Below are 21,317 nucleotides of genomic sequence, written 5' to 3'. Positions count from 1 at the left end.
AATACCGGACTCGATGAAAACATTTATGGAGGGGAAAAACGATGAGAAAGTATAGATGGGGGATTGCCGCAGCATTGGTACTGTCTGCCATGGTTATGAACGGCTGCGGAAAGGCCGGAGAGACACAGACACAGGCGGTTTCGGAGTCAGCCGATGCAGACAATACCGGGAAAAACGACAGAGTCGTTGTGGTAATGGGGGTCAGTTCAGAGCCTGAATCAGGATTCGATCCGGCTTATGGCTGGGGAGCCGGGGAGCATGTCCATGAACCTTTGATACAAAGTACGCTTACGGTCACTGATAAGGATTTAAACATTGGTTATGATCTGGCAACGGACTTAAAGGTCAGCAGCGACGGCATGACCTGGACCGCAAAGATCCGGGATGACGTGTTCTTTACGGATGGGAAAAAGCTGACCGGGCAGGATGTGGCATTTACTTATAATACCTTGAGAGATACCAGTTCTGTGAATGATTTCACAATGCTTGACAGGGCAGAGGCAGTGGATGACACGACCGTGGAATTCCATATGAAGCATCCCTATTCCATCTGGCCATACACCATGGCCGTGACAGGAATTGTGCCGGAACATGCGTATGGACCGGATTACGGGGAACACCCCATCGGATCCGGCAGGTACATATTAAAGCAATGGGACAGAGGGCAGCAGGTGATCCTGGAAGCCAATCCGGACTATTATGGAGAAGCGCCGAAGATGAAACGGGTTACGGTACTCTTCATGGAAGAGGATGGTGCTTTGGCAGCGGTCCAGTCCGGACAGGCAGATATTGCATATACGGCTGCTTCCTACTCGGACCTTACGGTACCCGGATATGGCCTTTTAGACTGCAAAACCGTGGATAACCGTGGATTTAACCTTCCGGCTATTCCCTCCGGAAGCGTATCGGAAGAGGGAATTCCTTTGGGAAATGACTTTACCAGTGATGTAAAGGTCAGAAGAGCGATCAACATTGGAATTGACCGGGAAGAAATGATAAATAACGTGCTGAACGGATACGGCAGTCCCGCTTACAGCGTTTGTGATAAAATGCCATGGTATGAGCCTTCGGCAAAGACAGAATATGACCCGGAAGGGGCAGAGGCATTGCTTGACGAAGCAGGCTGGAAACTGGGCAGCGACGGAATCAGGGAAAAGGATGGCAAACGGGCGGAGCTCCAGTTCCTTTATCCGGCAGGAGATTCTGTAAGGCAGGCCATTGCGGCAGACACCATCAATCAGCTTAAAAAGCTGGGAATTGACGGACAGATGGAAGGTGCAAGCTGGGATACTGCCTATGACAGAGCCTTGTCACAGCCTTTGATCTGGGGCTGGGGTGCTCATACTCCCATGGAGCTTTATAATATTTACCATACCATGAAGGAAACCGGGATTGCAGCCTATTCTCCTTATGCCAATCAAACGCTGGACCAGTACATGGATGAGGCTCTTGCAGAAAGTGATCTGGAAAAATCCTATGAGCTGTGGAAAAAAGCCCAGTGGGATGGAGAAACAGGCATTACCCAAGACGGGGATATTCCATGGATCTGGCTTGTGAATATTGATCATTTGTATTGGGTAAGGGATGGGTTAAAGGTTGCGGACCAGAAGCTTCACCCTCATGGCCACGGCTGGTCCATTGTAAATAACGTGGATCAGTGGAGCTGGGAATAATGAATAGCGGCCGGCCCCAAAGGAAAGTCTTTTGGTTTTTACTAAAACAGCTCATACGGATGGCTGTCCTCCTTTTTCTGGTAAGCGCAGCAGCTTTTTTTCTGGTATCGGTTTCCCCTATTGATCCGTTAAAGGTCAATATTGGCCAGGCAGCTCTTGGCTCTATGAGCCAGGAGCAGATCGCAAAGCTTTCGGAATACTGGGGAACCGGCTTACCGCCGGCAGAACGGTTTCTTTCCTGGGCCGGCGATTTTCTAAAGGGGGATATGGGAACCTCTCTTTTATACCGACAGCCGGTTTCTCATGTGATTGGACTGAAGCTGTCAAATTCCCTGTGGCTGATGGCAGTTTCCTGGCTGGTTTCCGGAGGAGCCGGCTTTGCCCTGGGAACCCTGGCTGGTGCTAACAGGGGAAAAGCGGTGGATAAGTTGATCTCCGCTTATGCTCTTATGACCGCAAGCACTCCGGCTTTCTGGCTGGCGCTGGTGCTTTTGATGGTATTTGCTGTCTGGCTTAAGATACTTCCCATTGGGCTAAGCGTCCCCATTGGCATGGAAGCGGCAGAGGTCACTATTAAGGACAGGGCAGTGCATGGGATCTTGCCCTGCCTGACCCTTTCCATTACCGGAATGTCCAATATCCTTCTCCATACAAGAGAGAAGATGATCCAAGTTATGGAAAGTGATTATGTCCTCTTTGCAAGAGCAAGGGGAGAGTCCAAAAGCCAGATTGTCTTTCGTCACGGAATCAGAAATATTCTCCTTCCTGCCCTGACCCTTCAGCTGGCTTCGGTCAGCGAAATCTTTGGAGGTTCGGTTTTGGTGGAACAGGTATTTTCCTATCCGGGACTGGGCCAGGCGGCTGTGACGGCCGGACTTGGCGGTGATATTCCGTTGCTTCTGGGGATCACGGTCATCAGTGCGGCTATTGTATTTACAGGAAATTTTATTGCTAACGTACTTTACGGCGTGGTGGACCCAAGAATGAGGAAAGGGAGGAAGGTCATATGAAACAATGGAATGGCCGGAAGTCCATGGTATGCCTCCTGGTGCTTTTCATCACTCTTTTGGCAGCTGTGACCATAGCAGGGCAGCTTTACAGGACAGAGGCCCTTGTTACTGATTTTTCCAGAAAAAATATGCCGCCCTGCTTTTCTCATCCCTTTGGGACGGACTGGATGGGCCGTGATATGTTTGCCAGGACCATGACCGGTCTTTCCATGAGCATCCGCATTGGCCTTCTCACAGCAGTGGTCAGCACAGTGATTGCCTTTTTCCTGGGACTTTTTGCGGCGTCCATGGGAAGAGTGGCGGACGGGTTTGTGGTCGGGCTCATTGATCTTGTCATGGGGATCCCTCATATCCTCCTGCTGGTTTTGATCTCCTTTGCCTTGGGGAAAGGCTTTAAAGGAGTTGTAGTGGGAATTTCTTTGACCCACTGGACTTCCCTTGCCAGGCTGATCAGGGGAGAGGTTCTTCAGCTTAAGGAGAGCCAGTACATAAAAATCTCCCGTAAGCTTGGCCGCGGCGGGTTTGAAACAGCCCTTAAGCATATGACGCCTCATTTGATTCCTCAGCTTCTTGTTGGGCTTGTGCTGTTATTTCCCCATGCCATCCTTCATGAGGCCAGCATCACGTTTCTGGGCTTCGGGCTTTCCTCAGAGCAGCCTGCCATCGGCGTGATCCTGTCAGAGAGCATGAAATATCTGTCAATGGGGAAATGGTGGCTGGCGCTGTTTCCAGGAGCATTTCTGGTTGCTGTTGTTATGCTGTTTCATCTAACTGGAGAGATGGTGGGCAGGCTTATAGACCCGGGCGCCCTGCATCAGTAGGAGGGAATGGATTGGAAGAGAAGAAAACGGTTCTGGCGGTAAAAAACCTGTCAGTATCATTTACCCAATATGAGCGATGGATCAAAAAAACCACTCTTTTGGCTGTCAAGGACGTAAGCCTTACCGTAAGAGAAGGAGAACTGGTGGCAGTGGTGGGTTCCAGCGGTTCGGGAAAAAGCCTTCTGGCCCATGGAGTGCTGGGAATCCTGCCTTATAATGCGGCATGGTCCGGGGAGATATCTTATTATGGGGAGAAGCTTACGGAAAAACGGCTGGGACAGCTTCGGGGGAAGGAGATCGTTCTGGTCCCTCAAAGCGTTTCTTATCTGGATCCCCTAATGAAGGCGGGGGCTCAGATCAGGAAAGGGAAACGGGATCAGGGAAGCATGGGCGAAAGCTATAAAATCCTTAAGCGGTATGGGCTTGATGAGACTGTGGAAAAGCTTTATCCCTTTGAGCTGTCAGGAGGAATGACCAGAAGGATCTTAATTTCCACTGCTGTCATGGAAAAACCTAAGCTGGTGATAGCGGATGAGCCTACACCGGGCCTGCATCTGGAGGCGGCAAAACGGGTGCTGTCCCATTTTAGGGAAATGGCCGATGAAGGAGCCGGTGTTCTTCTCATCACCCATGACCTGGAGTTAGCGCTGGAGGTCGCTGACCGGATTGTGGTATTCTATGCCGGTACCAGCGTTGAGGAAGCATATGCCGCTGATTTCAGAGAGGAAAGACTCCTACGTCATCCATACTCAAAGGCCCTTTACAGGGCTATGCCGGAACATGGATTCCGGGCTGCACCGGGAGCCCAGCCTTATTTAAAGGACCGCCCCTCAGGCTGTCCCTATGCCCCCAGGTGTGAATACCGGGAGGCAAGGTGTTTAAAGGAAGTGGATTACGTCGGCCTGGCTGGTGAAATGGTCCGGTGCGTTAAAGCAGAGGAGAGATAAGTGAGACTGGAAGCAAAAGACATATCATTCCGATATGATAATGGGAATAGGCAGATATTAAATAATCTGACCATGTACATGGACAGCGGGGAACGTGTGGGGCTGATTGCTCCCAGCGGTTTTGGGAAGACCACTTGCTGCAAAATTCTTGCCGGATATGAAAAACCGGATCATGGAGAGGTGCTTTTAGACGGAAAGCCCCTTTCTTCCTGCAAGGGATATTGTCCGGTCCAGATGATCTGGCAGCATCCGGAAAACTCTGTAAACCCAAGGCTTAAGCTTAAAGAGGTTTTAAAGGAGGGAGATGGAGTAGAAGACCGGGTGATCGAAGGTCTGGGTATCGAACCGGAATGGTTAAACCGGTACCCGGCTGAGGTTTCGGGAGGTGAGCTTCAGCGTTTCTGCATTGCCCGGGCGCTTGGCGGCGGAACCATGTTTCTCCTTGCGGATGAGATCAGTACCATGCTTGATTTGATCACCCAGAGCCAGATCTGGAATTTTCTCATGTCAGAAGTGGAGAGACGTAACATCGGCCTTTTGGTAGTCAGTCATTCCCAGGGCCTTTTAGAACGTGTATGCACAAGGAGACTTGATCTGCGCGGGCAATGAGCTAGACTAAAACGCACAGAGTGTGTTTTCCCTAGCACAAACGGAACATCGTAAGAGGAGGAAGTCGGGATCATGGATATTAGAGATATGCTTAACCTGGTTAAATCAGGAGAAATGGAAATTCAGGAAGCAGAACAGCTGTTAAAGGATCTTCCCTATGAGGACCTGGGTTATGCAAAGCTGGACCATCACAGGGCGCTTCGTTCCGGCTTTGGAGAGACGGTCTTTTGCCAGGGAAAGCCGGATCCATACCTGGTGGAGATTTATAGGAAATTCTATGAAAGAGACGGTGAAGTGCTGGGAACCAGGGCTTCAGAGGAGCAATTTGAACTGGTGAAATCTGTTGTGCCGGAGGTTCAGTATGATCCCATATCCAGGATCTTAAAGGTAGAGCGGACGGAAAAAGATAGGAAGGGATGCGTGGCGGTCTGTACAGGAGGTACGGCAGACATCCCGGTAGCGGAGGAGGCGGCACAGACTGCGGAATATTTCGGCTGTCACGTGGACCGGATATACGATGTGGGAGTAGCCGGAATCCACCGTCTTCTGTCCCAGAGAGACAGGATCCGGAATGCCAGCTGCATTATTGCAGTGGCAGGAATGGAGGGGGCTTTGGGAACGGTGATCGCAGGGCTGGCGGACTGCCCGGTCATCGCGGTTCCTACTTCGGTAGGCTACGGAGCCAGCTTTCATGGGCTCTCTGCTCTTCTTACAATGCTTAATTCCTGTGCAAATGGAATTTCTGTTGTAAATATTGATAATGGATATGGGGCGGGGTATCTTGCGACACAAATCAATCGACTGGCGGTGAAATAAGATGGGAAAAATACTGTATTTGGAATGTAACTCAGGAATCAGCGGTGATATGACGGTAGGCGCTCTTTTAGACCTGGGAGCAGATAAGCAGGCTTTTACAAAGGCTCTGCAAAGCCTGGGAGTGGACGGCTATCATTTACACTTTGGCAGGACCAGGAAATGCGGACTGGATGCTTATGATTTTGATGTTCATTTGGAAAATGAAAAGCATGGCCATAAGCGTGATCACGACAATGACCATGATCTCGATTATAGCCATGACCAAAGCCACGACCATGCGCATAATCACGATCATAGCCATGACCACGACCACAGCCATGACCACGATCATGACCATAACCAAAGCCATGATCATCCCCAAGTTCACCGGAATCTCCAGGATATATACGCAATCATTGACCGGCTGGATTCCAACAGCAGGGTAAAGGCAATGGCGAAGCGGATGTTTGATATCGTGGCAGAGGCGGAGTCAAAAGCTCATGGAATCCCTGTGGAAGAGGTCCATTTTCATGAGGTTGGAGCCATTGATTCCATTGTGGACATCATCGGTGTGGCGGTTTGTGTGGACAGCCTGGGCGTGGATGAGATCGTGGTATCTCCTTTGTCAGAAGGGTATGGCAGCATCCGCTGCCAGCATGGTGTTATCCCGGTTCCTGTTCCGGCAACAGCTAACATTGTATCGGCCCATGGTCTGAAGCTTCGTCTTACGGACAATGAAGGGGAGATGGTGACTCCTACCGGAGCTGCCATAGCTGCCGCCCTTGGGACAAGAACGAATCTTCCTTCCTCCTTTCAGATCTTAAAGACAGGGCTTGGTGCAGGGAAAAAGGACTTTAAACAGGCAAACGTTCTGCGGGCCATGCTGCTTCTGGAAGAGGAAGAAGGGGCAGGAGAAAATATGTGGGTTTTAGAGGCCAATATTGACGATTGCAGCGGGGAATCCTTTGGTTTTGCTATGGAATCCTTATTGGAAGCCGGAGCGGCTGATGTCTGGTATACGCCTGTATTCATGAAAAAGAACCGTCCAGCCTATATGCTTAGCCTGATCTGCCGGGAAGAAGAGATAAGCAGAATGGAAGATATCCTGTTCATTCAAACCACTACCATCGGAGTGAGAAGATACCCGGTAGCCAGAACCATTTTAAACCGAAAAAAAAGGAAGGTTATGACGGAATTCGGGGAGGCGGAGGTAAAAATCTGCACCTACAAAGACAGGACCTTCTGCTACCCGGAATTTGAAAGTGTAAGAAGTATTTGCAGACAAAATGGACTGGATTATCAGACGGTATACAGTATCATACGCATGGAGGTGGAGAAATAATGGAACAGAACATGTTAGAAATAAAAATGAGACTGGAACAGATGATGGCAGAGTACGCCAAAGAGGATATCTGCCTGGCTTTTTCCGGAGGAGTGGATTCCAGTTTGTTGCTGAAAGCAGCAGCAGATGCCGCAGGAAAGACGGGAAAAACTGTTTATGCGGTAACTTTTGACAGCCGTCTTCATCCCTCCTGTGATCTGGAAATCGCAGCCAGGGTAGCAAAGGAGCTGGGAGGAATACATAAGGTGGTTTCCGTAAATGAACTGGAACAGGAGGAGATACGTTTTAATCCTGTAAACCGTTGTTATCTATGCAAAAAGAAGCTGTTCCAGTCTTTGAAGGATTATGCGGGGGAAATGGACATCCCTTATATCATGGATGGAACCAACGAAGATGACCTGCATGTCTACCGTCCGGGAATCAAAGCCTTAAGAGAACTGGGAATCATCAGTCCTCTGGCAGAGCTTCACATCACAAAGGCCCAGGTAAAAGAGCTGGCCTCATGGTACGGGATCTCTGTGGCGTCCAGGCCTTCCGCTCCCTGTATGGCGACCCGTCTTCCCTATGGTACGGAAATTGATTATGATATCCTGAATCTTATTGGAAAAGGAGAGGAATTTGTAAGTTCTCTTGTGAAAGGAAATGTACGCCTGAGACTTCATAAAGACATTGTCCGAATCGAGGTGGACAAGGAAGCGATGGGAAATCTGGTGGAGAAGAGCAGAGAGATCATTGCTTATTTAAAAGAATTGGGCTTTATCTATATCACCATGGATCTGGAAGGATTCCGGTCCGGAAGCATGGATGTGGGGATCAACCCCATTGAGTAAAAATTCATACCGATACGTAAAAAGTGCGTTTCCCCGACAGGAAACGCACTTTTTCTGCATATTCCGCTGACCCTATAAACAAATCCCCGATAGCGGTCGAGCGGGATAGCGCAGTACCGTCAGGATTCGACAACACGACAAATGTGGATTTATTAACAATAACCTAAAAAATGAATATTAATTAAAAAATAATATAATATTTGAATATGAATTAAACATTTAGCACAGAAATATTATGTGAAATTGTACAATAAAGTCTATTGTATTTTGACTTTGTTTGTGCTAATATGAAAACACACATTTAGGTTTTTTGTCCGTAATCCTGTTTTTTAACATAAGGAGGACAAATAAATTAGTAAAGGAGAAAATATACCGTGGGTAACAATGCAATGGAAAACATGGAACCGGTGGAAGTGTTTCACTATTTTGAGGAAATTAACAGTATTCCGAGAGGTTCAGGGAATGAAAAAAGAATCAGCGATTATCTAGTTTCTTTTGCAAAGGAACACAATCTGGAGGTCATACAGGATAAAGCGCTGAATGTGATCATCAGGAAGCCAGGTTCCAAGGGCTATGAAGAAAGTCCAGGTGTCGTAATTCAGGGGCATATGGATATGGTCTGTGAGAAAAGGCCTGATGTAATGCATGATTTCATGACTGACCCCATCCAAATGAAAATCGTTGGAGATATGCTTTACGCAAACGGAACAACTCTTGGGGGAGACGACGGCATTGCGGTTGCCATGGGGTTAGCGGTTCTGGCATCGGATACATTGGAACACCCTCCTGTCGAATTGTTGGTTACCACCTCTGAAGAGACCGGAATGGATGGCGCCCATGCGCTGGATCCAAAAAACATATTAGGTAAAACCCTTATTAATATCGATTCAGAGGAAGAGGGAATCCTGACGGTAAGCTGTGCAGGCGGATGCTCCTCCAAGATCAATATTCCCATCACATGGGAAGATGCAGATAGCAGCAGGGCTGCTTATATCATTGATATTTCTGGTTTAAAGGGCGGCCACTCTGGAGTGGAAATACATACGGGCAGGGCAAACGCCAATAAATTGATGGCCCGGTTTTTGAAAAGTGTAAGCTTAGAGACAGATTTAAATTTATGCTCCATTAGCGGAGGTTCCAAGCACAACGCCATTGCCCGTGATGCACGAGCTGTTGTGTGTGTAAATTTAGAGGCTGTCCCAATGCTGAAAGAGAAGATTTCCAGTTTGGAACAAATATTCAGGGATGAATTCAAAGTTGCAGATCCGGATATAAAGGTCGAACTAAATCCTGTGGAAAATATGCCGAAGCGAATCATGTCGAAAGACACAAGGGATAATATCATTAATTTTATGTACCTGATTCCAAACGGAGTCCAGAGCGTTAGCATGGATATTGAAGGCCTTGTAGAGAGCTCCCTTAATCTGGGGGTAGTTGAGACCGGGGAAGAAAGCATTGAAATCATAAGTTCTATCAGAAGCTCTGTTGGTACGATAAAGGATAATATTTTCCATACCGTAGCCACCATTGCCGAACTTACAAACGGGAAGGTGACCGCTGAATCGGATTACCCGGAATGGAAATACAATCCCGATTCAAAAGTAAGACTGCTGTTTATAGAATTATACGAGAAATTATTTGGCGAAAAGCCGCTGATAAGCGCAATTCATGCCGGATTAGAATGCGCAATTTTTGATAAAAAGTTTGAAGGAAAGATGGATATGATATCCGTTGGACCGACAATCGTTGGGGTACATACTGCAGAAGAGCATTTAAGCATCCCATCCACCCAGAGGACATGGAAATATTTGACCGAAGTGTTGAAAGCCCTCAAATAGCAGCAGGAATACCGCTGATAATTTATATTTAATTTGTGTCAATGATTGATCAAACTATAATGAATTTAAGGGAGTACTATGTATGAATCAGAAATTATCTAAAGGCGCATATGGCGGTATAGCCGGCAAAGACTACGTACCATATGTCCCTAAAAACTCCGGATCGGGTGGAAATGCTGCGGTATTAATCATTGGTATTGCTCTGTCTGCATTGTTTGCAGCATCAACTGCTTACTCAGGCATGAAAGCAGGTCTTACAGTTGCAGCCGGAATACCGGGCTCCATATTAGGTTCTGTATTTATTGCCATGTTTGCAAGAGAAAAAGGAATCCTTGGAAAGACACTTCTTCAGGGAATGGCCAGCGGCGGTGAATCCATTGCCAGCGGTATGATATTTGTTTTTCCGGCAATTCTCTTGATCGGTTCCCAGGTTACATTTCTGGAAGGCCTTGTGATCGGTGTCGGCGGTGCATTATTTGGTATAGGCGCAGCTTCCCTGGTCTACAATTATTTGATCGTGGAAGAACATGGAAAATTAATGTATCCTGAGTCAATGGCTATTTCGGAAACCTTAGTTGCTTCGGAAGGCGCCAAAGATTCTCTGAAGTTTATGGGAATCGGATTTGGAATAGGCGGTTTAATAACCGCGGTAACCAGCTCATTCTTAAATATCACCAACAGCGTGATCAGCTTTGTGCATGAGCCCTTTTACAAATGGAAATTCCAGCTGGAAGTGAACCCATTGCTGCTGGGAATTGGATTCATCGTGGGGATGGAAGTATCCTTGACCATGTTTGCCGGTTCTATATTATCTAACTTTGCCATTACACCTCTCATCGGTTATTTTGCTACTTTAGGAAGTGGCGGCCCGGCCGTATGGAATAATCCTTCTGTCAGCGTAAACGCTATGGGAGTCGGCGATATAGCAGGCAGCTACGTAAAATATATCGGTGCAGGCATGATGCTTTCCGGCGGTCTGATCGGTGCGGTAAAGCTGATTCCAACGGTTATCGCTTCCATAAAGGAAACCATGAATGCCAGAGGTAAAGGCTCCAGCGGCGCTGGATCTTCTGTTGAAACTGTTATCTTACTGTCAGGTATCATCGTAGGCTTCATCGGAGGTTTCCTGGTATCTGGCGGCAACATTGCCATGGCGGTACTGGGTGCAGTTTTATCCATGGTACTTTCTTTGATGTTTGTTATTGTTTCCGGCCGCTTAACCGGTACCATCGGAACTTCAAACCTTCCTGTATCCGGTATGACAATTGCTTCCATCGTTATCGTCACATTACTGTTTGTGGGATTAGGCTGGAAGAGCGTAGATGATAATAAGGCTCTGTTGTTATTCGGTTCCTTTATTGTTACTGCAATCGCTGCAGCAGGCGGCTACTGCCAATCACAAAAAGTTTCTTTTATCATTGGCGGAAGCAAGAATGAAATGCAGAAATATTTTGCAATTTCTTCTGTGGTAGGCGTTGTGGTAGTTACCTGCGTTATATTATTGCTTTCCAATCAGCTCTCAATGACAGGAGATAATGTTCCGTTTGCATTGCCTCAGGCGAATTTAATGGCAACATTGACAGCCGGAATCATGTCGGGTCAGCTGCCCTGGGTTATGATCATTTGCGGCATTATGATGGGAATCGTTTTGTTTTTGCTGGGACTCCCTGTAATGACAGTTGCAATCGGTTTTTATTTGCCGATATCCACAACTTCTATTATTTTGATAGGAGCCCTGGTTCGTTTCTTAGTTGAGAAATATTCCAAAAATGAAAAAGAAAAGGAAGCGAAAGTTTCTAACGGTGTAAGCCTGTCATCAGGACTTGTTGCCGGCGGATCTATCATTGGACTTATCGGAATCGTTTTACAGGTAACTGGAGTTATCAGTGGTGAAGGCCCAAGCGGATTTGCAAATTCAAATGGAATGGCATTTATCTTATTGATCATTCTTGTGGTAGCGACCGCTATACCGCTTTTTAAGAGTGAAGTGAAGAATGCTAAATGACAAGGATGAGGTTTTAAATTTAATATTTAAGATTTCCGATAAACTGGAATACGAGGTTGATAAAAACGGCATTGTGACTATGCTTATAAAACAGGATCACAAGATTCAACGGGTTTTTAGAAAACTCGGTTTCAAAATTCCGGAATATAAAAGGATTGCAATGGATGAGTATGGAAGCTGCGTCTTTCTTCAAATTGACGGCAGTAAGACCATTAGGGAAATTGGAAAAAGCCTTGAAGAAACGTATGGTGACAAGGTAGAGCCGCTATATGAAAGACTGCTGTTATTCGTCAGTCACTTAGAACAGCAATTCCACTATATCGAAAATACCAGCAAGGTGTAAGAAAGAAACTGCAAAGCAGGCAGATCGGTGCCGGGAATTAAGTCCTGGCACCGATCTCTTTTTGTGTAACTCTTGACCGCTGCTGGCATGAACGATATAATTGTCATTAAATTCTTTTACCGACTGGTCAGAAAGGACTTTGATGAAACCAAATAAATATATGTTTTTCTTTGTGTTCTTACTCCTGCCGCTTCTTTTATCAGGCTGCGGGAGGCATTACCCGGATTATATCAGTCAATCCGGCAGTCCGGGCACTGAGGAATCAAAAACGGCTGCAAACGAAACAGATGATCACATTGCAGATCCTACAGAACCCACAATCCATATCTCAACCACAGAGTCTTCGGCGATAGAAGATACAGCCGGACAGACGGATTCTTCCCATGGCAGTGATTCCTATAATGCTAAAGCAGGAGAGCTGCTCTTGAGCATGTCCCTTGAGGAAAAGGTGGGTCAGATGTTTTTTGTCCGCCTGCGCAAAGCAAGTGCCCTTCAGGATATTGAGAAGTATCATTTAGGCGGTTATATCCTGTTCGGAGACGATTTTAAGGATGAGACGCAAACCGGCATCCAGGATTTTATTAAGAGCTGTCAGAATGCCTCCTCCATCCCCTTGCTCATGGGAGTGGATGAGGAAGGCGGAACGGTGTGCCGTATCAGCAAATACGCGGCTTTCCGTTCTGAACCGTTTAAGTCTCCTCAGGATTTGTATAAACAGGGCGGCTTTGAAGCCATTCAGGCAGATACAAAGGAAAAGGCAGCCTTTCTGCTTGGACTTGGGATCAATGTTAATCTGGCTCCTGTCTGTGATATCTCTGTTAATCCGGATGATTTTATTAACCGCAGGTCTTTTGGCCGGGAAGCCAGGGAGACGTCTGATTATGTCAGGACAGTTGTCCGGGAAATGGAAAAAGCGGGAATCGGCAGCACACTGAAACATTTTCCCGGCTATGGCAGCAATGGGGATACCCATACGGGATCCGCGGTTGATACCAGAGATTACCAACAATTTGTCCAGAGTGACTTCCTGCCATTTGAGGCTGGGATTAAAGCCGGAGCCGACAGTGTTCTGGTTTCTCATAATATCGTAACTTCCATGGATGAGAAACATCCTGCCTCCCTTTCCCGTGTGGTTCATGATAAATTAAGGGAATCCTTAAACTTCAAGGGAGTGATTATGACGGATGACCTAAGTATGGATGCCATTAAGAACAGTACATCGGAGGCGGCTGTTCTGGCCATTGACGCCGGGAATGACTTACTGGTTGCGACTGACTTTGACGTACAGATTCCGGCTGTTTTAGATGCTATAAATAAGGGGACCCTGAAAGAAGAACAGATTGACACTTCCGTAATCAGGATACTGGTCTGGAAGCTTAAATTAGGCTTATTGCAGTGATCCATACTGCCATAACGTTTGTACCATTTAGCGATATAAAAAAAGTGCGGTTCCATGATTGGGAAACGCACTTTTTTTATCATCAAAATGTTTTATCAAGCATCATCAACTGCTTTAAAAAAATTATTAATTTCCACCTGGCCATAACCCCATATATTATTTGGATAAGTGTAGGCGCTGTCGCGGGTTGCATACAAAATCAGCTGCCGGTTAACAATACCACCAGTCATCTGGATATAATTCTCTTTGACAATCCCCCATTCAAAAATCATTGCCATGATTCCTGCCGTATGAGCCGATGCGGCTCCCGTTCCTGTAGCAGTGCCGTATTTATCACCCGGAACCGCACACGGGATAAGATAGCCCGGAGCTGCAATGTCAGGCTTAACCACTCCAATTCTTGTGTAGCCTCTGCTGGATTCTTCCAGGATGCTGTTGTCTAGCTGATTATAGGCAGTAACGGTCAGCGGGCTTACTGCGTTTCCCGGAGAAGTAATAGTAACGTTTGGATCCGGATTTATAAAGTATGTTTCGTCTGTTATCAGATTTCCTGATGGGAGCCATGCATGAAAGGAGAATGAATCATTATTACTATTTTCTAAGTGAAATTGCCAGGTTCCAGGAAATGTGTTTGTGAAACGCAGCAGGATAAGCTGGTCCCCGGTATTCTGCTCGTAAATAATATTGTTTATCCAGGCGTTTGTCAGGCTTATATTGAAATTATAATTTATGCAGCCATTGATTGATGGAGGGATTAATCTTGTAACCTCCCGGGTAGGGGAGGTTATGCTGATGGACAGCTGAGCAGGGGAAGCGGCCCAAATTTCTATGAAGAACATGCTGTCATCGTTTCCTGCATTTAAACTAAAATCACTAGAAAAGACTTCGGGTGAAGTAGAATAAAAATAATGTCTTTTTTTATTTCCTTCATTTCCTGCTGAGACTGAAACCCCAATACCAGGAAGCTGTGCCAGGTTATCTAAATAGCTGCTTAAAGGCCCATTTCCGTCATGTCCTCCCATACTTGTACCAAGGGCAATACAAATAACTATTGGCTTATTTAATTCTATGGAGACAGTAACCAGGTAACGTGCGGCAAGCATAATATCGGATTCCTGAAAACACAGAAGTCCATCCGGTACAAAAAAAAGATCCTTTAAATTCTTTTTGGCATCTTTCAATTTTACGACTACCAGATCAGCTTCCGGGGCAACTCCGCGGAAACTTTGGTCATTGGTTGGGGAACCGGCCGCAATACTGGAAATTGCCGTACCATGGCCATTGGTATCAACCGAGGGAACAATCGATAAAGGGTTATCCGACTGTAAGGCTTTGTTTATCAGATCGGTGTCGTATTCGGAACCAAAAGTAAAGCTATCCGGGGGGACGCCGCTTTGTTCGCTCTGATCCCAGATTGACTGAATGCGGGTGGTTCCGTCAGTGTTTTTAAAAGCCTGATGCCGGTAGTCAATACCGGTATCTATAATTCCTATTAATACATCTTTTCCAAGCAGGTTTAAATCAGGATTGTTCTGAACCGCTGTAATTCCGGATATGTCTAAGCTTACTAGTGAATTTAGAGTGTAAAGTGACGGAAAACTGTTGTAAGAATACAGCCCCAAATTACAGGGGTTCATAGATTCTGCCGGGACATGTTCCAAAGAAAGTTTTTCATTGAGGTAGGTAATATCACTGTCCTTTTGATGTTGTGGAATGAGAACATTATTTACGAACAGATCGTAATAATTATTGTCAAGTATTCTTTCCAAAATCAAGCCCCCTCTTTGCATTCTGGTGCTATACATATTTATGCAGAGAGAATCTGATTATGAACATTATTAACCGTTAGGCAGGGAAGGATAAGCTGCTTCTATTCCTTTGATCTTCTCGTAAAGCATATCATTGACCGGAATCATGAATCCGTGTTTTGCCGCCAGACGGCGGACAACTCCGGAAAACATTTCCACTTCAGAATACCGGCGGGCCATTCCATCCTGCCGCATGGAGGGAGCGCTTTCCGGAGAAAGAGTTTTGAATAAATTTATGTAAAAATCCATATCTTCTTCCGATAAGCCAACCCCTTTTTTTTGGGAAGGTCCGATCACTTCCTTCATGGCCCCGATCAGGGCGTCATAAGCCTCTCCGGGAGCAAGTACTCCGCCATAATTGGTTTCAAAGGCCAGCCCTACAATTGCAGTTGTTTTAGCTTGATCGCACATAAAATTTCCTTTCAACTAAGACTTATCTACGGAATGAGGCACTGGTTCTTATCAAAGCCTCCTGCATTCATGCTGTCCTGATATATTTTTTTCAATTCCTCCAGATGAAAAACTCCTTCAGAAACTTTATAGAATTTTTTCGTATCTGCCAGATAGAACATGCTGTTTTCGTCCACATTAATAGCGGCAGTCTGACCGTTGGTGTTAGAAAAATAAATCTGGTAGGTGGTGGCGCTGTCAAGAGCTCCGTCAGAGACTTCTTCTAAAGAAAAGCCGTGAAAGAGATCAGCGGTCCTTTCTATGGTTTCCTTGCTCTCGTCATAGAAGGAATAACAGATGGAACCATAATAAATGGAAACGGATTCGGTTTTTTCTGTGTCAATAGGAATACCGGTAAGGTTCTTTGCCTCTTTTTTCTGGCTTTGGCATGCGGTAAGAGATAAGATAAGAATGACAAAAAGGAAAAAGATTCTTTGTATTTTTCTATTCATAGGAAACCTCTTTTTTTAATCTATATTACCATAAGTTCCTAAAAAAGCAAAGAATAGGAAGGGGACCGGTTATTATGTTTGCTTTGTCTGATAATATTCTGTCAGGATATCAAGATAAGCCTTGGCATATTTTGGCAGGTAGCGGTTTTTCTGATAGGCGGCTATAAGGGTGTTTTCAATCTTTTCTTTCCCAATGGACAGGCAGACTGAAGATTTAAGTTCTCTGTCTTTTAGATAATGATAGTAGCTTTCAGGGGCAAAGGCGGCTCCCAGGCCTTCCATGGCGAGGCGGATCGACATTTCGCTGTTTCTGGTATGAAGGAGAATATTTGGTTCCAGTCCGTAATCCTTAAAGAGCTTTAAAGCAAGGCCGCCTGTATTCTGGTCAGGATAGAGAAGAATAAAGGGCTCGTCTGCAAGAAGGCCAAGATCGATCCAGGGATATTGAAAGCCATCTTTTTTTTCAGCCATTTTTACCAGTGGATTAGATCCGGATAGGACGAGAACCATTTCTTCCTTTCCGATTACCTGATAATCCAGGCCGGTGGGAAATTCATGGACATTGTATATGGTCACGTCCACGGTATGGTCGGTCAGGGTATGTTCTGCTACAAAGTTGACTTCCTCCATCATGTTGACTGTGACATGGGGATATAGCTTGTGGAAGTTTGAAAGAGTGGGACCGATCAGGCTGTTTCCAAGCATGATGGGAATGGCGATATTTAAACGTCCGTGGTTTTGGTGCATAATATCGTCAAACTCCATGTCCCATTCGATTCCGAATTCTACGATCCGTTCGGCATAGTGGATGTAACGTTCTCCGATATAGGTCGGAGAATAGCAGCTTCCAACACGGTCAAAAAGACGGGCCCCAAGCTGATGCTCCAAGTTTTTCAAATATTTGCTTAAGGATGGCTGGGAGATGAAAAGGGTTTCTGCAGCTTTGCTGATGTTTTTCTGTCTGGCGATTGCCAGAATGTATCTTGCTTCCTTTAATTCCATAAATATTCCCCCTTTGTGCAGGTGATGGCGTTCTCTTATAGCTTTAATGCATAGAAAATATAGATTATATGTATTTGACGTACAGTATATCATAAATTATAATAAAAGTATAGACATAAATTAACAGAACTTATAAGTAATAATAAGTTCATAATCATTGACGTAAAAAGCATGGGGAGGTCCAGATGAAGAAAAGTAGTGCATTTATCATGGTGGTGCCAGGGCTTGTAATGCTGGCAGTGTGTCTGTTTTTACCGCTTTTAAGGGTACTGATTCCGTCTTTTCATACCGGAGACTATCCGTTCAGCGCCTATGTGGAGTTTTTTCAGGATGAGTATTATCTTAAGATTTTTATGAGAACGGTTAAGGTTGCGTTCATCACTACGGCTGTCTGCATGGCAGCAGGAGTACCGACTGCATATTTTATCAGCCGGTGCCAGAAGAAGTGGAGAGGGATTTTGCTGTCTGTTTCCATTTTTCCCCTGATGACCAATTCTGTCATCAGAAGCTTTGCCTGGATTAATATTTTAGGAAGCAACGGTATTATTAACCGGTTTCTTATGGCGGCCGGTCTTGTGGAAAAGCCTGCGAAACTGCTATACACGGATTTTGCCATTATCATTGGTTCCGTTTATTTATTTCTTCCCCTGATGATCGTTACAGTGGCCGGTATTATGGAAAATATTGAGGATGACATGATGGAAGCGGCACTCAGCCTGGGGGCGGACCGGTTCAAGGCCTTTATGAAGGTGATTTTCCCCATAAGTCTTCCAGGAATTATCGTTGGAGGCATTCTGGTATTTACCGGAACCTTGACGGCCTATACGACGCCTCAGCTGCTTGGCGGCAATAAACATATGGTTCTTGCCACCTTCATCTACCAGAGGGCTATGAGTGTGGGAGACTGGAATGGGGCCGCAGTTATTTCCCTGATCATGATCGCCACGACCCTGGCTGTGATCAAAGGTTTAAATGCCCTGTCAGCCAGACTGGACAGAAGAGGAGGAAATCATGCGTAAGAATAAAATGCTGACTGCTTTTGCTGTGATCGTGTTTCTGTTTTTGGTTCTGCCGCTTGTCATCATTACTGTGACCGCTTTTGGGGAGGGCAGTGCCATCACCTTTCCCATTGACTCTTTCTCTTTTCGGTGGTTTGTCAATGTATTTGCATTAAAGTCCTTCCGGGTTTCCTTCCTGACCAGTTTGGAAATCGCTCTGCTTGCGACCGTGGCCGCCCTGATTGCAGGGATTCCGGCTGCTTATGCGCTGGCAAGGTCCGGCATAAAAGGAAAGGGGATTCTAAAATCCGTGTTCCTTTCCCCGACCATTGTGCCTGGAATCGTAATCGGCTTCGTGCTCTATCAGTTTCTGGTTCTGACTTTAAGAGTTCCAGTGTTTGCCGGACTTTTGGCCGGGCATTTTATGGTGACACTGCCCTATGTGATCCGGGTGGTCGGCTCCAGTCTGGACCAGTTCGATTTTTCGGTGGAAGAGGCGGCCTGGAGTCTGGGGTGCACAAAGACGGGGGCATTTTTCCGTGTGGTACTGCCTAATATCACATCGGGAATCTCCGCTGCCTTTATGCTGGCTTTTATTAACTCCTTTAATAACATTCCGGTTTCCATGTTTCTCTCCGGTCCCGGTGTGTCTACCTTCCCGGCGACTCTCATGGGTTACATCGAATATAATTATGATCCCACCGTATCGGCGGTATCCGTGCTTTTAATGGCCGTAACGGTCCTTATTATGGTAATTGTTGATAAGACACTGGGAATTGCAGCTTTGGCAAAATAGGAGGAGAAACCATGGCGTATATGACACTGCAGGATATTGATGTCTGCTATGATAAGAAGAAACAGATTTTAAAGGGATTGAATTTGGAAGTGCAGGAAGGGGAGCTGGTTTCCCTTTTGGGGCCAAGCGGCTGCGGAAAGACTACGACCCTTCGGGTGGTAGCAGGGTTTATTGAGCCCCAGAATGGAGTTTTCGCTCTGGATGGCGCGGACCTTACCAAGGTTCCGGTCCACAAGAGGAATTTTGGAATTGTATTTCAAAGCTATGCCCTGTTTCCCCATTTAAGCGTATATGACAATGTGGCATTTGGGCTTAAGATGAGAAAGCTTGATAAAGCGGAAATTGATAAAAAAGTGGATCAGATCCTGGAGGTCTGCGGTCTTACGGAACTTCGCGGGCGCTTTCCCCAGCAGATGTCCGGCGGGCAGAGACAGAGGGTGGCCCTTGCCAGGGCGTTAGTAATTGAACCGAAGCTTCTTCTCCTTGATGAGCCTTTAAGCAACTTAGATGCAAAGCTGCGCATCAATATGCGTATGGAGATTAAGAGGATCCAGAAAAAGCTTGGCATTACCACCTTATTTGTCACCCATGACCAGGAGGAGTGCTTCTCCATCTCAGATAAGGTGGCGGTTATGAATCAGGGAGTGATCGAACAGTTTGACACGCCGGAAAATATTTATCAAAGGCCAAATACGGAATTTGTTGCAAGATTTATTGGTTTTGAGAATTTTCTTCCTTTAAAGAGACAGGGAGATGTATATAAAACGGAGACCGGCGCAGTATTTAACGTAGAAAATACACACAGGGATGGCACCTGTACCGGCACCATTCGTCCGGAGGATATCCGGGTGGCAGAAGAAGGACAGGATAACAATATCCTGGAAGGTACGGTAGGTGTCCGCACATTTCTTGGTAAGGGTTATCAGTATGAGGTTCTTACCGCTGCCGGAAAGTTCCTGGTAAACAGGCCGGCAGAAGAAGCTTATGAAGAGGGCAGCCGGATCCGCCTTTATCTGCCGGAATCAAAGCTGATTCTTGTGAATTAAAAGCAATATGCCAGAGGACATGGACAGTAATAAGGTAACTGCGGCTGATACAGCCGGTCAATTATAAAAAAGAGAGGATCATGATTATGAAGAAAGTATTGGCATTATCCCTGTGTGCAGCCATTGTACTTACGGGCTGCGGCGGTGCCGGATCTACGGGAACGGCAGGAGAGAAAAAGAGCGGTTCAGAAGAAAAGAAACTGGTGTTATCCACTTACGGTTTAAGCGAAGATATTTCTGAGGAAGAGGTGTACAAGCCCTTTGAGGACCAGTACAACTGCAAGATCGTTACAGAGACAGGTAGTACCAATGAGCGTTATACAAAGCTTTCTGCTGACGCACAAACCACCATTGACGTAATCGAGCTGTCCCAGGCCATGACGGCAAAGGGAATCGAAGAGGACTTATTTGAGCCTCTGGATTTAAGTAAGATCGAGAACAGCCAGTATCTGATCAAAGCGGCAAAGACCATGGCGGACGCCGGACAGGGAATTGCCTATACCATCAACAGCATCGGCATTATGTATGATCCGGAAGCAGTGGGCTTTGAGATTAAGAGCTTTGATGATTTATGGAAGGCAGAGCTGGAAGGAAGCGTTGCCATTCCGGATATCACGACTACCTTTGGTCCTGCCATGGTTTATATGGCAAGCGATTACAAGGGCGTTGATGTGACCAGTGACAATGGAGCGGCCGCATTTGAGGCATTGGAGGAATTAAAGCCAAACCTTGTAAAGACCTATGCAAAGTCTTCGGACTTAATCAATATGTTTACTTCCGGGGAAATCAAGGCTGCCATCGTAGGCGACTTCGGTGTTCCTACCATTAATGAGGCAAACCCGGATCTGGTGTATGTGACTCCTGACGTTACTTATGCAAATTTCAATACCATCAGCATTACCAAGAACTGCAAAGACAAGGAACTGGCTTACGCATACATCAATTACCGTTTAAGCAAAGAGCTTCAGGATAAAACCACCAAGGCTTTAAATGAAGCACCTACCAATAACCAGGTGGAGGTTTCCAAGGAAGATTCGGCAAATATGACATATGGCCCTGCGGCAGAGAGTGCAAAGGTGTTAGATTATTCCTTTGTCAATCCGGTCTTAAGTGATTGGATTGATCAGTGGAACCGAACAATCAATAATTAAGG

Annotated in this window: 20 protein-coding genes; 16 read left to right on the top strand and 4 right to left on the bottom strand. The window is 46.1% G+C overall.

Features of this window, described 5'->3' with window-relative positions; translation table 11 throughout:
• Window positions 1-41: 41 nt before the first annotated feature.
• The 12 genes from BMX69_RS13500 to BMX69_RS13445 all read left to right on the top strand — a co-directional run bounded on the left by BMX69_RS13500 (window position 42) and on the right by BMX69_RS13445 (window position 13,612).
• The gene (locus tag BMX69_RS13500; RefSeq protein WP_054790351.1) at window positions 42-1,673 is read left to right on the top strand and encodes an ABC transporter substrate-binding protein; all 1,632 of its coding nucleotides are present in this window, start codon (window positions 42-44) and stop codon (window positions 1,671-1,673) included.
• Window positions 1,673-2,683, top strand: a complete 1,011-nt coding sequence (locus BMX69_RS13495; protein ID WP_054790350.1) for an ABC transporter permease — start codon at window positions 1,673-1,675, stop codon at window positions 2,681-2,683. Before BMX69_RS13500 ends, BMX69_RS13495 begins: the two co-directional genes overlap by 1 nt.
• The gene (locus BMX69_RS13490) at window positions 2,680-3,504 is read left to right on the top strand and encodes an ABC transporter permease (protein WP_100042619.1); all 825 of its coding nucleotides are present in this window, start codon (window positions 2,680-2,682) and stop codon (window positions 3,502-3,504) included. Before BMX69_RS13495 ends, BMX69_RS13490 begins: the two co-directional genes overlap by 4 nt.
• A gap of 11 nt (window positions 3,505-3,515) precedes the next feature.
• Window positions 3,516-4,451: an ABC transporter ATP-binding protein gene (locus tag BMX69_RS13485; protein WP_100042618.1), complete on the top strand. Its 936-nt coding sequence runs from the start codon at window positions 3,516-3,518 to the stop codon at window positions 4,449-4,451.
• Window positions 4,452-5,060: an ABC transporter ATP-binding protein gene (locus BMX69_RS13480; RefSeq protein ID WP_054790349.1), complete on the top strand. Its 609-nt coding sequence runs from the start codon at window positions 4,452-4,454 to the stop codon at window positions 5,058-5,060. It begins immediately after the preceding gene.
• 72 nt (window positions 5,061-5,132) lie between these two features.
• Window positions 5,133-5,876 (top strand): nickel pincer cofactor biosynthesis protein LarB, encoded by a 744-nt coding sequence (gene larB, locus BMX69_RS13475; RefSeq protein ID WP_054790348.1) that lies wholly within the window; start codon window positions 5,133-5,135, stop codon window positions 5,874-5,876.
• 1 nt (window position 5,877) lies between these two features.
• Window positions 5,878-7,197: a nickel pincer cofactor biosynthesis protein LarC gene (gene larC / locus BMX69_RS13470; protein ID WP_054790347.1), complete on the top strand. Its 1,320-nt coding sequence runs from the start codon at window positions 5,878-5,880 to the stop codon at window positions 7,195-7,197.
• Window positions 7,197-8,027 carry an ATP-dependent sacrificial sulfur transferase LarE gene (gene larE, locus BMX69_RS13465; protein WP_054790346.1) on the top strand — a complete coding sequence of 277 codons (831 nt, stop codon included), beginning with the start codon at window positions 7,197-7,199 and terminating at the stop codon, window positions 8,025-8,027. Before larC ends, larE begins: the two co-directional genes overlap by 1 nt.
• Window positions 8,028-8,401: 374 nt before the next feature.
• On the top strand, window positions 8,402-9,865 hold the full coding sequence (locus BMX69_RS13460) for an aminoacyl-histidine dipeptidase (protein ID WP_025234449.1): 1,464 nt from the start codon (window positions 8,402-8,404) through the stop codon (window positions 9,863-9,865).
• A gap of 82 nt (window positions 9,866-9,947) precedes the next feature.
• Window positions 9,948-11,870 (top strand): OPT family oligopeptide transporter, encoded by a 1,923-nt coding sequence (locus tag BMX69_RS13455; protein ID WP_100042617.1) that lies wholly within the window; start codon window positions 9,948-9,950, stop codon window positions 11,868-11,870.
• Window positions 11,860-12,213: a PqqD family protein gene (locus tag BMX69_RS13450; protein WP_054790345.1), complete on the top strand. Its 354-nt coding sequence runs from the start codon at window positions 11,860-11,862 to the stop codon at window positions 12,211-12,213. The genes BMX69_RS13455 and BMX69_RS13450 overlap by 11 nt, the downstream gene beginning before the upstream one ends.
• A 142-nt stretch (window positions 12,214-12,355) precedes the next feature.
• Entirely contained in the window at window positions 12,356-13,612 is a 1,257-nt protein-coding gene (locus BMX69_RS13445; RefSeq protein WP_242941259.1) for a glycoside hydrolase family 3 protein, read from the top strand.
• A gap of 95 nt (window positions 13,613-13,707) precedes the next feature.
• Here the strand turns inward: BMX69_RS13445 and BMX69_RS13440 are convergent, their stop codons facing one another.
• The 4 genes from BMX69_RS13440 to BMX69_RS13425 form a co-directional block, all read right to left on the bottom strand.
• Window positions 13,708-15,381, bottom strand: coding sequence for a S8 family peptidase (locus tag BMX69_RS13440; RefSeq protein ID WP_174715222.1), 1,674 nt, complete (start codon window positions 15,379-15,381; stop codon window positions 13,708-13,710).
• Window positions 15,382-15,450: 69 nt separating this feature from the next.
• The gene (locus BMX69_RS13435; RefSeq protein ID WP_242941258.1) at window positions 15,451-15,831 is read right to left on the bottom strand and encodes a ketopantoate reductase family protein; all 381 of its coding nucleotides are present in this window, start codon (window positions 15,829-15,831) and stop codon (window positions 15,451-15,453) included.
• Window positions 15,832-15,857: 26 nt separating this feature from the next.
• A complete protein-coding gene (locus tag BMX69_RS13430) occupies window positions 15,858-16,322 on the bottom strand; it encodes a hypothetical protein (RefSeq protein ID WP_100042615.1) in 465 nt (154 codons plus the stop codon).
• Window positions 16,323-16,394: 72 nt separating this feature from the next.
• A complete protein-coding gene (locus tag BMX69_RS13425) occupies window positions 16,395-17,324 on the bottom strand; it encodes a LysR family transcriptional regulator (protein ID WP_025234442.1) in 930 nt (309 codons plus the stop codon).
• A 185-nt stretch (window positions 17,325-17,509) separates the two neighbouring features.
• Here BMX69_RS13425 and BMX69_RS13420 point away from each other — a divergent pair, with 185 nt between their 5' ends.
• From BMX69_RS13420 to BMX69_RS13405, 4 genes are all read left to right on the top strand, one after another.
• Entirely contained in the window at window positions 17,510-18,343 is an 834-nt protein-coding gene (locus BMX69_RS13420) for an ABC transporter permease (protein ID WP_100042614.1), read from the top strand.
• Window positions 18,336-19,118 (top strand): ABC transporter permease, encoded by a 783-nt coding sequence (locus tag BMX69_RS13415; protein WP_025234440.1) that lies wholly within the window; start codon window positions 18,336-18,338, stop codon window positions 19,116-19,118. The genes BMX69_RS13420 and BMX69_RS13415 overlap by 8 nt, the downstream gene beginning before the upstream one ends.
• A gap of 11 nt (window positions 19,119-19,129) precedes the next feature.
• On the top strand, window positions 19,130-20,164 hold the full coding sequence (locus tag BMX69_RS13410; protein ID WP_100042613.1) for an ABC transporter ATP-binding protein: 1,035 nt from the start codon (window positions 19,130-19,132) through the stop codon (window positions 20,162-20,164).
• Between the two features lie 86 nt (window positions 20,165-20,250).
• A complete protein-coding gene (locus BMX69_RS13405; protein WP_100043854.1) occupies window positions 20,251-21,315 on the top strand; it encodes an ABC transporter substrate-binding protein in 1,065 nt (354 codons plus the stop codon).
• Window positions 21,316-21,317: the final 2 nt, after the last annotated feature.

It is taken from the genome of Lacrimispora sphenoides JCM 1415 (assembly GCF_900105615.1).
Lineage (GTDB): Bacteria > Bacillota > Clostridia > Lachnospirales > Lachnospiraceae > Lacrimispora > Lacrimispora sphenoides.
The sequence above is the reverse complement of the archived record's forward strand: the minus strand, read 5'-3'. Positions and strand labels throughout refer to the sequence as shown.

Bases quoted from the DNA above. Each gene is read 5' to 3' on its own strand.
- BMX69_RS13445 (WP_242941259.1), top strand. From the start codon at position 12,356: ATGAAACCAAATAAATATATGTTTTTCTTTGTGTTCTTACTCCTGCCG.
- BMX69_RS13450 (WP_054790345.1), top strand. From the start codon at position 11,860: ATGCTAAATGACAAGGATGAGGTTTTAAATTTAATATTTAAGATTTCC.
- BMX69_RS13455 (WP_100042617.1), top strand. From the start codon at position 9,948: ATGAATCAGAAATTATCTAAAGGCGCATATGGCGGTATAGCCGGCAAA.
- BMX69_RS13495 (WP_054790350.1), top strand. From the start codon at position 1,673: ATGAATAGCGGCCGGCCCCAAAGGAAAGTCTTTTGGTTTTTACTAAAA.
- BMX69_RS13415 (WP_025234440.1), top strand. From the start codon at position 18,336: ATGCGTAAGAATAAAATGCTGACTGCTTTTGCTGTGATCGTGTTTCTG.
- BMX69_RS13420 (WP_100042614.1), top strand. From the start codon at position 17,510: ATGAAGAAAAGTAGTGCATTTATCATGGTGGTGCCAGGGCTTGTAATG.
- larB (WP_054790348.1), top strand. From the start codon at position 5,133: ATGGATATTAGAGATATGCTTAACCTGGTTAAATCAGGAGAAATGGAA.
- larC (WP_054790347.1), top strand. From the start codon at position 5,878: ATGGGAAAAATACTGTATTTGGAATGTAACTCAGGAATCAGCGGTGAT.
- BMX69_RS13425 (WP_025234442.1), bottom strand. From the start codon at position 17,324: ATGGAATTAAAGGAAGCAAGATACATTCTGGCAATCGCCAGACAGAAA.
- larE (WP_054790346.1), top strand. From the start codon at position 7,197: ATGGAACAGAACATGTTAGAAATAAAAATGAGACTGGAACAGATGATG.
- BMX69_RS13490 (WP_100042619.1), top strand. From the start codon at position 2,680: ATGAAACAATGGAATGGCCGGAAGTCCATGGTATGCCTCCTGGTGCTT.
- BMX69_RS13500 (WP_054790351.1), top strand. From the start codon at position 42: ATGAGAAAGTATAGATGGGGGATTGCCGCAGCATTGGTACTGTCTGCC.
- BMX69_RS13435 (WP_242941258.1), bottom strand. From the start codon at position 15,831: ATGTGCGATCAAGCTAAAACAACTGCAATTGTAGGGCTGGCCTTTGAA.
- BMX69_RS13410 (WP_100042613.1), top strand. From the start codon at position 19,130: ATGGCGTATATGACACTGCAGGATATTGATGTCTGCTATGATAAGAAG.
- BMX69_RS13405 (WP_100043854.1), top strand. From the start codon at position 20,251: ATGAAGAAAGTATTGGCATTATCCCTGTGTGCAGCCATTGTACTTACG.
- BMX69_RS13430 (WP_100042615.1), bottom strand. From the start codon at position 16,322: ATGAATAGAAAAATACAAAGAATCTTTTTCCTTTTTGTCATTCTTATC.